This is a genomic window from Pedobacter puniceum, from assembly GCF_009674685.1.
GTDB classification, from domain to species: Bacteria; Bacteroidota; Bacteroidia; order Sphingobacteriales; family Sphingobacteriaceae; genus Pseudopedobacter; species Pseudopedobacter puniceum.
In genome coordinates this window covers 637775-649900 of record NZ_WKJI01000001.1, presented here as the reverse complement: position 1 = coordinate 649900, position 12126 = coordinate 637775, and the positions used below count along the sequence as shown (strand labels likewise).

At 35.5% G+C, this 12126-nt stretch carries 8 protein-coding genes; 2 read left to right on the top strand and 6 right to left on the bottom strand.

Annotated elements, in window-relative coordinates; genetic code table 11:
* Positions 1-19: 19 nt before the first annotated feature.
* The 5 genes from GJJ64_RS03090 to dinB form a co-directional block, all read right to left on the bottom strand.
* Positions 20-1084: a LacI family DNA-binding transcriptional regulator gene (locus GJJ64_RS03090; RefSeq protein WP_154286288.1), complete on the bottom strand. Its 1065-nt coding sequence runs from the start codon at positions 1082-1084 to the stop codon at positions 20-22.
* 75 nt (positions 1085-1159) lie between these two features.
* Complete coding sequence (locus GJJ64_RS03085) at positions 1160-1891, bottom strand: glucosamine-6-phosphate deaminase (protein ID WP_154286287.1); 732 nt, start codon at positions 1889-1891, stop codon at positions 1160-1162.
* 38 nt (positions 1892-1929) lie between these two features.
* The gene (gene nagA, locus GJJ64_RS03080; RefSeq protein ID WP_154286286.1) at positions 1930-3123 is read right to left on the bottom strand and encodes an N-acetylglucosamine-6-phosphate deacetylase; all 1194 of its coding nucleotides are present in this window, start codon (positions 3121-3123) and stop codon (positions 1930-1932) included.
* Positions 3124-3254: 131 nt separating this feature from the next.
* Positions 3255-6206, bottom strand: a complete 2952-nt coding sequence (locus GJJ64_RS03075; RefSeq protein WP_154286285.1) for a DNA polymerase III subunit alpha — start codon at positions 6204-6206, stop codon at positions 3255-3257.
* Positions 6207-6356: 150 nt separating this feature from the next.
* A complete protein-coding gene (gene dinB / locus GJJ64_RS03070) occupies positions 6357-7538 on the bottom strand; it encodes a DNA polymerase IV (protein ID WP_154286284.1) in 1182 nt (393 codons plus the stop codon).
* A gap of 197 nt (positions 7539-7735) precedes the next feature.
* Between dinB and GJJ64_RS03065 the strand changes: the two genes are divergently transcribed.
* Positions 7736-8083 carry a hypothetical protein gene (locus GJJ64_RS03065; protein ID WP_154286283.1) on the top strand — a complete coding sequence of 116 codons (348 nt, stop codon included), beginning with the start codon at positions 7736-7738 and terminating at the stop codon, positions 8081-8083.
* Positions 8084-8131: 48 nt separating this feature from the next.
* Complete coding sequence (locus GJJ64_RS03060; protein ID WP_154286282.1) at positions 8132-8653, top strand: DUF3347 domain-containing protein; 522 nt, start codon at positions 8132-8134, stop codon at positions 8651-8653.
* 57 nt (positions 8654-8710) lie between these two features.
* Here GJJ64_RS03060 and GJJ64_RS03055 read toward each other — a convergent pair whose 3' ends face one another.
* Positions 8711-12082: an efflux RND transporter permease subunit gene (locus GJJ64_RS03055; protein ID WP_154286281.1), complete on the bottom strand. Its 3372-nt coding sequence runs from the start codon at positions 12080-12082 to the stop codon at positions 8711-8713.
* Positions 12083-12126: the final 44 nt, after the last annotated feature.

The window sequence follows — 12126 nt, the reverse complement described above, 5'->3', positions numbered from 1 at the left end:
ATACCTAAAAACCAAAATTTTAGTTTCTATAATAAAGATAGTTCTCTTTAGTGATGATATCTATTGGCATATGATATACTTTTTCTACCTCTTGAGAAAAAACCAAGTGGTTGTACAATGTCATGATGCCCTTATAACCTTGTTCGATTGGTTTTTGGCAAATCAAAAAGTCTATAGTGCCTTTTTTTAGAAATTCTATATTGTCTTTTAAGAAATCGAAACCTATAACCTTTATACCATGAATGTTTGTTTCTTCTAGAAACCTAGCTACAGAAGACACTCTAGAATTGGTAACAAAAATTAGCTTAATGTTTTTATTGTCTAGCGCATTTTGCATACTTGATTTTACATATTCATAAGTGGTTTGTCTAATATCTATTTTAAAAATATCATTAGCTCTTTTATTAACCGAAAAATACTCTCTAAAACCTTCTTCTTTTCTTAATAAGTGGTGATGATTATCTATTTCTTTAGAGATATTTACAATCAATATTTGATCTGTTTCTGTTAACAAAAAGCCAGAAAGATGAGCCGCCAAATAACCACTTGCATATAAATTAGGGCCTATATAACACAAGCTATTTTGCTCTGGAATATCAGAATTGATAAGCACATAAGGCATATCTTTTGAAATACAGCTTTGAATAAAACTTTTTGATTCTTCTATAAACATAGGCGCTAGCAAAACACCATCGCATTGGCTATCTGCAATTAAATTAGCTTGCTCTACAAAAGAACTTCTGTCGTTTAAATCGAAAAAGTATTTATGAATTTTAACACCATAAGAAGCAATTTCTTCTTCGGCTTGTGTAATGCCCATCAAAGGCGCATTCCAATAATCTGTTTCTTGAGATACTAAAGGAATTAAAACGGCTAAATGGAGAACTTTCTTTGAGGCTAACCTACGAGCAAGAATGTTAGGCTTATAATCAAGCTCTTCTATAATAGCTTGGATTTTTGCTTTTGTTTTTTCTGATACACCAGATCTATGATGCAAAACCCTATCAACCGTTGCTATAGAAACATTTGCTCTTCTTGCTATTTCTTTTACGCCTACCAGCTCTTTTTCAGAATCTTTACCCATTTAAATTTTTCGGTTTCTTTAAACTAAACTAAAGTTTAATTGGTTCTTATCAAAAGAAAGTTCATCGGATTACTATTAAAGCAGTTTGGCGCTATCTTTATCTAAAAACAAATTCACATTGGGATGAGTTCTCAAAATTGTTGATGGATATTTCTCAGAAATTTCACTTTTGAGCGTATGTAAAACAGCCTCTGATTTTTTTTCACCCGGTACCATGCAAAAAATATGAGGTGCTGACACCAAAATTGGAACTGTTAATGTGATAGCATAAAGAGGTACTTCAACTAAACTAGAAAAACACCCATCATTAACTTGTTGTTGCCTACAAGCGCTATCTAAATCAACAACTTTAACAATTTCTTTATCCTGAAAATCAGCAACATGAGGGTCATTAAAAGCAATATGTGTATTCTCTCCTATTCCCATTAATACTATATCTGGCGGAAATTTTTGAAGAAGTTTTGTATACCTAGCGCACTCTTCTTGAGCAGAAACTGCTTGACCATTGATAAAGTGAACGCTCTTAAAGTGAACTTGATCAAAAATATTTCTTCTTAAAAAGTTACCGAAACCTTGTGGAGCATCTTCTGATAAACCCACATATTCATCCATATGGAAAGCATTTATTCTTTCCCAATTAATAGATAGCTTTAATAAATTAGATAGAAACTCGTTTTGCGATGGTGCAGCGGCAAAAATAAGATTGATATAATCTTTGGTTTGCAATAATTGCTGAATACAAGTCGCCGCAGCTATAGCAGCAGTCTTCCCTAGTTCCTCTCTGTTTTCTAAAATAACTGTTTTCAAAATGCTAATGTTAAATTTTACTTTGGATAGATAGCAACCTAATGATGTTTTTGGTATAAAATAGTTCCTTTTACAATTGTAGCTTTGATATTAATTCCATCGTCAAAAACCACTAAATCTGCATCTTTCCCTATTTCAATTGAACCTTTTTGTTCTTGAATTCCCATAATTCTGGCCGGTGTAGCCGTTATCATGGTGATAGCATCAAGTAAAGGTATCTCTGCTAATTCAATCATGGTTCTAACTAGTCTATCTGCTGTTGCTACGCTACCTGCAAAAGCACTTCTATCCGGAAGCTTTGCAACGCCATCTTCTACAATTACTTTAATTCCATCTTCAATATCTCCAAGAATAGTTTCTCCTTCTGGCATACCAGCAGCTCGTATAGCATCTGTAATCAAAGCTGTTCTGGAGGGACCTTTAATTTTATAAATCAGTTTAAGTAATGGAGCAGGCAAATGAGCACCATCTGCGATTATCTCGACATCCATATCATCTATCAAATAACCGCTTTCTACCACACCAGCATAGCGATAAGCATTTCTACGTGTTACACCAGACATAGCCGAATAAAAATGGGTTGCCAATGTGTAGCCATGACGAAAAGCTTCTATAACTTCTTCATAAATAGCATCTGTATGTGCAATGGCAGGTAAAATATGATATTTCTTTAATTGCTTGGCAAAGGCTATTGCTCCTTCTAGTTCTGGTGCCGCACTCCATCTTTTTATCAAATGCCCAGCTGTCTTCAAAATTTTTTGATATTCTTTTGGATCTGGATTTCTGACATATCTTGGGTCTTGAGCGCCTCTTTGGCTCATGGCAAAATATGGCCCTTCTAAGTGCATCCCCATAAGTTGTGCACCTTTATGGTTAAGTTTAAGAGCTTCCTCATAGCAAGCTAAAGTTTCTACAAGTTTTTCTGTAGTACTGGTTAATGTAGTAGGGAACATAGCAGTTGTTCCATATTTAAGATGTGTTTCTGCTATTTTTAAGAATGCATCTACACTCCTATCCATAAAATCGTATCCACCACCACCATGTACATGTAAATCTATAAAACCAGGTGACAAGTAGTTACCCTCTGCATCTAAGACATCTGCTAAAGATGCATCTAAATCTTTATCACTTATGGCCGTTATTACTCCATCGCATATCAGAAGCGTTGCGTCTTCTAAAATCTGAGATGGCAAAATAACTTTTGCATGAATAATTTTTAATTGATTGGCCATTAACGATTCATTTATGAATTACTGTGTACGTACCCGAAATTATCAACTTTAACTGAGAATTCCTATAGATTTTACCGCTTTGTTTCATAAATTTTAGTACAATAGCTTTACAAAAAATCCATGAGTTGTTATTAATCTCTGGCATTCCACCACCTTAGCTTACGCATATAGCTCACCTCTAACGTATAAAAATTAAACTCACAAGTTACTTTTCCTTTCAAAAGGTAACAGCCCTTCCCTTTAAAAGTATATTTAGCAGCAACATCAGGAAACAAAACAGTATCTACCCAATCCCCCTCTTCATCTAAAAAAGTACCAAAATACATCACTTCACCATGTTTGGTACGGGCGTATTTGGTAGTCACTAAATGCCCTATGATTTGTATTTCTTGGTTCATATATTGAGGAATATCTTTAGCTTTTATTCCTTGCATATTGGGTTCATCAATCAATTTAAAAGGTGGGCTAATGGTAAAACCTAAAATTTCTAGTTCATCTATCATATCATTACGCTCATCATAATGCAAGGCTGGCATTTTAAAATCGCTGTTTATAGGTTGCCTAAACAACGTATCTTGTACAGGGGTTTGTAGAGGTTTATTCAATAAAAAATGTGCCTCCCACAACAATGCTTGTTTTGATTTTTTGGTAAACCTAAAAGCGCCAATTCTGATCAAAATAATGATTTGCTCTAAACTCATGGCTGTACGTTCTACAAAATCTGCTAGGTTTAAATAATTACCCTTTCGCCTTTCTTGTAAAAGTATTGCTATGCTACGCTGTTCTAAATTACCAATATGTCTTAAACCTAAATAAATAGTAGTTTGCGTTATACGAGTAAGGTAATGGCTTTGGTTTACACACGGCAGTTCTACAGTTGCGCCAGCCTTGCGGGCTTCGTGTACATAAAACTCGGTTTGGTAAAAACCACCCGAGTTATTGATAACACCAACCATAAATTCTAGAGGAAAGTGTGCTTTTAAAAACATACTTTGGTAGCTTTCTACCGCAAAAGAAGCCGAGTGCCCTTTGGCAAAAGAATATCCTGCAAAAGACTCTATCTGTCGCCATATTTCTGCTGCTAAACCTGGCTCATAACCTAACTGCTGGCAATTGTTAAAATATTTTTCTCTTACCATCTGAAATTCGTTTCTAGAACGATATTTACCAGACATCCCTCTACGTAAAACATCAGCTTCAGCTAAATCTAGTTTGGCAAATTCATGCGCTACTTTAATAACATCTTCTTGATAAACCATAATCCCATAAGTTTCTTCCATCAAATCCCACATGATTGGGTGGGCGATAGATTTTCCCTTATCAGGCATTTGATGCCTTAATACATACTCTCGCATCATACCAGATTGTGCCACACCTGGTCTAATGATGGAGCTTGCCGCAACTAAAGTGATATAGTCGTTACAAGCCAATTTTGCTAGCAACATCCGCATGGCTGGAGATTCTACATAAAAACAGCCCATCAGATTACCACGTTCTAAGTGTGCTATAATCTTTTCATCTTCCATGAAACGAGGGATATTATGAATATCAATAGTTACACCCCTATTTTCTTGAACTATGGCGATGGTATCTTTAATATGTCCTAAACCACGCTGACTTAAAATATCAAACTTATATAGCCCTAAATCTTCTGCATTGTACATATCAAACTGACTGATAGGAAAGCCTTTAGGCGGATGCGAAGTAGCTGTATAACAATAAATAGGCTTTTCAGAAATTAAAATTCCACCGGCGTGGATACTTAAATTACGCGGAAAATCATGCAAGGTTTTAGCAAAACGCACAATTTCTTTATGTAATGGTTCCAAAGAATTTGGCAATTCTAAACGAGCTAAAATTTCTTCTATTTCTGCAACGGGTAAACCATAAACTTTCCCTAATTCTCTAATGGCAGATTTGACTTGAAAAGTGGTATAAGTTGCTTGTAAACAGGTATGCTCTGTACCATAAGTATCAAATATAAACTGGATGATTTCATCCCTATCTTGCCAAGAAAAATCGATATCAAAATCGGGTGGCGTTTTGCGATACATATTCATGAAACGCTCAAAATATAAATCGAGCTTGATAGGGTCTACATCGGTAATTTTTAAACAGTAAGCTACAATACTATTGACACCGCTACCTCTGCCTATGTAGTAAAAACCACGTCTATTAGCAAAAGAAATAATCTCATGGTTGATTAAGAAATAAGAAACATAACGCTGCTGTTTAATGAGGTTTAGCTCTTTTTTGATACGCGTTTCTATTGTTGCTGTAATATCTTTATAACGTTCTTTAGCTCCTTCGTAAGTAAGTTTTTTCAGCTTTTCAAAATCCAGATTTAGCGCCTCTTCAAATTGCAGATGCGAGCTTAAAATGGCTTTATTTTTATGTTGGCCCAGCTTAAAATCTACAGGTTTACAAGCATATAACAGTTGGGCTGTTTGAGCCAAAATGTGTGGGTAATCTTGATAAGCATCGGCGAAAGCCATTTCATCTAAAAAAACTTCTTTTCCGTTAGTTGTTAGCTCTGGTGCTTTAGATAAAATGGTATTTTCATCTATACAACGCAATAATTTATGTAGCTGCCAATCTTTAGTTCCGTTAAAACAAACCGTATGCAGCAATACCATTTTATGACGGATTTTATGGTATCGTGGTAGGTGGATGTAGCGTAAATCAGCAGGCTTTACGCCTATAAATTCGTGATTTTGAAGCACCGTAAATACCTTATCGGGATGAAAAGGATAAACTACAAAGCTATTCTTCAAGTAAGGACATCTCTCAGGAATGGCACTTTTTTCTTTTAGATAGGATGATAGTAAACGATTAAGTTCTTCAAAACCCTTTTCATTTTTGGCTATACCGATGAATTGCTGCTTCACACCGTTCCTAAAATCTATACCGGGGATGATATCTAAACTACCGGCTACTCTTACACTCTCTATTACTGCCGATGTATTATTGATATCTGCCACAACCAAACGCTCTAAACCTATACTCTTAGCCTGTTGCACCAAATCCTGAGGTTTAATAGTGCCGTACAAAAAACTGAAGTAGGTTTGACAGTGGAGGTACATTTAGGTGGTTAGTTTGTTAGGTGGCTAGGAATTGGTTCATTGGTCATTAGTTCATTAGGTGATTAGTTTATTGCGATAAGGAAAACTTCAGACGGCGGTCTTCAGACATCGGACTTCGGACGGCGGTCTACGGACTCCATACTTCTCGCCTCACATAATTCCATTAAACGGATTAAAACTTCTATTTTCTATACCCATACCTATTGCCCTGAATACGGTTTTGCTTCCAAATCTTTTATTAAGTTTATCCATAGCTTGGTAAAGGTGAATTTGCTCTTCGCTATCTTGAAAAAGATTAATTTGATGATGCCCATGAACCAAATTACTAAAACGTACGCCTATGAGCCTGATGAGCATGCGGCGGTTATACAATTTCTTAAAAAGCTCTTTTACTTGTGGGATAAGCAGGTGATCTGCCGAGGTATAAGGAACCTTAATTTGTTGTGTATGGGTATTAAAATCAGAATATCGTATTTTAACAGCTACACATCCACACAAAAAATGCTCTTTTCGCATTTTAGAACATAAATCTTCTGTCATGGCTACCAGTAAAGCTTCTAGCATTTCTGTATCCATGGTATCTTGCTCAAAGGTATTCTCGCTGGATAGAGATTTACGTTCTGTGTAAGGCACTACCGGACTCAAATCTATACCATTTGCTTTCTCCCATATCGTAATACCCGATTTCCCAAAGGCAGATTCTAATAACTTACAAGGCATTTCTTGTAAAGTTTGTACTTTTTGTATGCCCATTCTTCGTAAACTTTCTGCTGTCTTATCGCCAATCATGGGTATTTTTTGAACGGGCAAAGGTGCTAAAAAAGGTCGTTCTGTACCATAATCCACATGCTTATAACCGTTGGGTTTAGCTAAACCAGTAGCTACTTTTGAAACCGTTTTATTTTTTGATAAACCAAAAGATATAGGCAAACCGGTTTCCTGTATCACTTTTTCCCTCAACTCTCGGGCATGTTTTAAAGTACCAAAAAACTTATCCATACCTGTCATATCTATATAAAACTCGTCTATAGAAGTTTTCTCAAAAACCGGAACTTGCTCATCTATAATCTGAGTAACCTCTAAAGATGCTTTGCTATAACTTTCATAGTCACCACGGATAAAAATTAAATCAGGACAAAGCTGTTTGGCCAATTTACCTGGCATAGCCGAGTGTACACCGTACTTTCTGGCTTCATAACTACAAGAAGCCACTACACCACGGTCTCCAGAACCGCCTATAGCCACTGGCCTGTTTAACAAACGTGGATTACTACGACATTCTACCGAAACAAAAAAAGAATCTAAATCTATATGTATGATTTGCCTTTCCATCTTCTCCAAATTCTTTTATTTTAAAACTAATATAATTAGTTTTTTTATTCAAAAATACTAAATTATTTAGCTAAAAATCAAGCCATACATGTATTAATTCTTTTTCTAAAAATTAACCAGATAAGAATCAGTATAATAGCTAAAAAATTACATAAGAAATAATTGTTATTGAGATTATTATTTCTATTTTTGAGTGTATGAATTTTTCTACCAAAAGAATATCACTTTTATTCATTGCTGTGCTACTCCTAGTATCATCAGTAGTAGCGGGTATATATCCTTTTATCAATCAGCAGAAAAATCATCAAAACATAAATACTTCTTTAGCATCTGTTAAAAAAGACTCTTCGCTTGTAAAGAAAACTACAAAAACGGTAAAACCACAAGAAGCTAAAAAAGAAAATCCTTCACCTAGCTATTTTAAAGATTTCATTAGCTTTAGCTCTGACGAAAAAGAAGAACAAGAAGAAAACAACAATAGCTTTTCTTTGTTCCCACTTCTTAAAGAAGGCTTGAAAGTTATTCTTAATCAGATGAGGAAATAACATTTCTTCATCATTTACAATTAGCAAATTAATTTATCATCACACATCATGAGGAAAATTTATATCCACACTGTACTATGTGCTACTTTACTAGCAAGCTATAGTTGTAACAACCAACAATCAAGTGCAGAAACAAAAGACTCTACAGCGGTAACGGCAGAAGCCAGTGTACCAGTAACTTTTAAAGACAGCAAAGCTGATAGTATTTATCAAGGTTATATCAGCTTAAAAAATGCTTTAGTTGCCAATAACGAGGAAGATGCAAAACAGGCAAGTGCTAATTTAGAAGGCATTTTAAAAACTACTAACGACTCTTTAGCAGCACAAGCAGGTAAAATTAGTGCAGCTGCTACCGTTGCCGATAAAAGATTAGCTTTTAATGATTTTACAGAGAATATCTTAAAAGAAATACGTACTAAAGTAAGCGGTGGAACCATTTACAAACAACATTGCCCTATGGCTAATGATGGCAAGGGAGGTTTTTGGTTAGCAAGTGAGAAGGAAATCAAAAACCCTTATTACGGAGAAGCCATGTTATCTTGCGGTACAGTAGAAGAAGAAATAAAATAGAGATAACAGATTTATCTGATGATTAAAAACAAAAAAGGGAGCTTTCGCTCCCTTTTTTTATGCCTCAACTTCTTGAGTTTTATTTTTGAATAATCTTTCTTTTATTCTTATCCTAATCAAGTACATAGAAGGTACAAGTATTAAGGTTAAGAAGGTAGCGAAACTTAAACCAAATATCATAGTCCATGATAAAGGCCCCCAGAAAGCCACGTTATCTCCACCAAAATAAATATGTGGATTACCTTCTGAGAAGAGCTTAGCAAAATCTAAGTTTAAGCCTACTGCCAATGGCACTAAACCTAACATGGTTGCAGTTGCGGTAAGTAATACAGGCGTCATCCTAGTTCTACCCGCCTCTAAAACAGCTTCAAAAGGTTTCATACCTTGCTCAATCATTAAATCGGCAAATTCTACTAGTAAGATACCGTTACGCACCACAATACCAGCTAATGCAACAATACCTACCCCCATCATCACAATAGACATCTCCATTTTAAACAAACTAATACCTAACAATACCCCAATGATACTGAACAGAATTTCACTTAAAATGATGATTGGCTTGCCTATAGAATTAAACTGTATAACCAAGATAATCAAAATCAAGAAGAAAGCTACTCCTAAGGCTAAACCTAAGAAAGCTGCCGTTTCTGCCTGTTCTTCTTGTGCACCAGCCATTTTTACCAATACGCCATCAGGAGCGTTAAACTGATTAATTTCTCTTTGAATATTGGCTACAACTTCGTTCTCATTATAATCAGACAATACGTTTGATGATAAAATAATGATTCTTTTTTGTTGCTTACGCTTGATGCCTCCGTAAGTATTTACATAATCAATATCAGCAAAAGAAGAAACTGGCACTTGACGAATCATGCCGCCCATACCCATATCACGATAAGTGATTTTTAAGTTTCTTAAAGCTTCTAAGCTATTACGTTGGTCTTCCTGAGCTCTTACGTTAATTTCATAATCCTCATCCAAATCGCGGAATTTAGAAACTTCTTTACCATAAAGAGCCGTTCTTAAATCCATAGCAATTTGTCCGGTAGAAATACCTTCGCGGTTTGCTCTTTCTCTATCAATATCAAAAATAATTTCTGGCTTGTTGTTTTGAAAGTCTGATTTTAACTCCTCAACCCCAGGTATATTTTTAGCTACTAAATATTTTTTTAATCTTTCTGATGTTACTACCAAAGAATCTAAATCATCACCAGTAATTTCTATACTGATAGGTTTAGCAGTTGGCGGACCAGATTGCTCTTGCGTAACAGAAATTTCTGCCCCAGGAACACCTTTTACAGCTTCTCTTATAGCAGCCATGTACTCTGTTGTTGGCTTGCCGCTACGTTTACCAAACTCCACAAAAGCCACGGTAACCTTTCCACGGTTTGGATAATCACCTTGATCTTCATCCTGAGGATCGGTTACACCTTTAGTTACGTTAGAGATGATAGAAGAAACATTGTGTTTCCCCATACTATCTACTACGGCTGCAACTTTAGCTTCAACCTTTTTGGTTACTTCATTAGTATAAGCTTGGTCTGTACCAACTGGCAAGCTGATGTATACATAAGTAAAGTTAGGATCAGCCTCTGGGAAGAATACAAATTTAGGTTTCATAATCATGGTGAAGATGATAGAAAACACCAATAAACCTAAAGTACTTCCTAAGATAGTATAAGGCCTATGTAAGGCCCATTTTAAGAAATTGGCATATTTATCTTGATACCTTGGCCATACTTGATTTTGAAATTTATAGATAACCCTGTTAAGATAAAAATGCTGTAATAAGTAAAACAATGCTAATACAACTACCAAGTTACCAAAGCCAAAATCTATGATATAAGCTAAAACGGCAGCACCCGCAAAATATTTAAGTACTTTTTTAACTTGTTTATCAAAAGTTGGCTTATGTGTATCATCATGCTCATGAGCAGTCATAAAATCAACCGCAAAAACCGGGTTAATGATATAAGCTACTAACAAAGAAGCTAGCAAAGTAATGATTAATGTTATAGGTAAGAAGAACATAAACTCGCCTATAATACCTGGCCAAAATGCTAAAGGAATAAATGGAGCTAGGGTTGTCATGGTACCAGAGAATACTGGTAAGAATACCTCGCCCGCAGCCGTTTTAGCAGCCTGTTTAATCGGCACCTTTCCATTATCGAAAATACGGTGTGTATTTTCGATAACCACCACCGCATCATCCACAACAATACCTAATGCGAGTAGGAAAGAGAACAATACAATCATGTTCATGGTAAAACCAATGGTAGGCATCAGTAAGAAAGCCACACACATAGATAATGGCACCGATAATGCCACGAAAAATGCGTTGGTAACTCCCATAAAGAACATTAATATCAGGGTAACCAAAATAAAACCAATGATGATGGTATTGATTAAATCGTGTAGAGTAACACGGGTTTGATCTGATTGGTCTCCGGTGGTAACAATTTCTAACCCTTTAGGGAACTGCTTTGCCTTCATTTCTGCAATTACAGCTTCTATTTTGTCTGAGGCTTCAATTAAGTTCTCGCCAGAACGCTTTTTAACGTTTAGGGTAATTACGTTCTTACCATATAAACGGGCGTAAGATTCTTGCTCTTTAAAACCATCTACAACCTGTGCAATGTCTCTTAGATAAATAGAAGATCCAACTGGATTTTTAACAACGATATTGGCAATCTCCTCGGCAGAAGCAAATTCTTTTTTAATATTTAAAGTACGTCTAACCCCGTCCATAGGAACAGTACCTCCAGATGCTGAAATATTTTCATAACCTACTGCTCTTTCTATATCTGAAAAAGATATTTGTGCCGCCGCCATTTTGTTCATATCCACATTGATTTGAACTTCTGGATCTAAAGCTCCTACAATATCAACACCCGAAATTTCTGGTAATGACTCTACCCTATCTTTTAAATCATCGGCGTATTGCTTTAAAGTTTTCAAATCATAATCTCCGGATAAGTTGAGATACATGATAGGTAAATCAGATAAATTAATATCCAATACCTCTGGATCGTCTGGTAAATCGCTAGGCAAATCTTGCTTAGCTTTATCTACCGCATCTTTTACACGCTGCTTAGCTTCTTTAATATCAATATCCGCATTAAACTCTGCTATAATAAAAGAGAAATCTTGATAAGAGTTAGAAGTAACTTTCTTTAAGCCTTGTGCGGATTTTATCTGTTTTTCTAGTTGCTTGGTTACCAAATTCTCCATATTCTCTGGAGAAGTACCCGGATAAACTGTAGTTACAAATATTTTAGGAATAGAAATCTCTGGGAAGTTTTCTTTAGGCAGGCTTACATAAGCAAAGTAACCTGCTATTAATAATATCACCGTAAGGACATAGATAGCTGTTTTGTTATCTATTGCCCAACTGGCGGGTTTAAATTCTTTTTGTACGTCTTTCATTGTTGTTTATTTAATCAACCCTGTTTTATCAACAGGCAAAAACA

Excerpts from the sequence above, each read along its gene's own strand:
- GJJ64_RS03090 (WP_154286288.1), bottom strand. The coding sequence starts at position 1,084 with ATGGGTAAAGATTCTGAAAAAGAGCTGGTAGGCGTAAAAGAAATAGCA.
- nagA (WP_154286286.1), bottom strand. The coding sequence starts at position 3,123 with ATGGCCAATCAATTAAAAATTATTCATGCAAAAGTTATTTTGCCATCT.
- GJJ64_RS03075 (WP_154286285.1), bottom strand. The coding sequence starts at position 6,206 with ATGTACCTCCACTGTCAAACCTACTTCAGTTTTTTGTACGGCACTATT.
- dinB (WP_154286284.1), bottom strand. The coding sequence starts at position 7,538 with ATGGAAAGGCAAATCATACATATAGATTTAGATTCTTTTTTTGTTTCG.
- GJJ64_RS03065 (WP_154286283.1), top strand. The coding sequence starts at position 7,736 with ATGAATTTTTCTACCAAAAGAATATCACTTTTATTCATTGCTGTGCTA.
- GJJ64_RS03060 (WP_154286282.1), top strand. The coding sequence starts at position 8,132 with ATGAGGAAAATTTATATCCACACTGTACTATGTGCTACTTTACTAGCA.
- GJJ64_RS03055 (WP_154286281.1), bottom strand. The coding sequence starts at position 12,082 with ATGAAAGACGTACAAAAAGAATTTAAACCCGCCAGTTGGGCAATAGAT.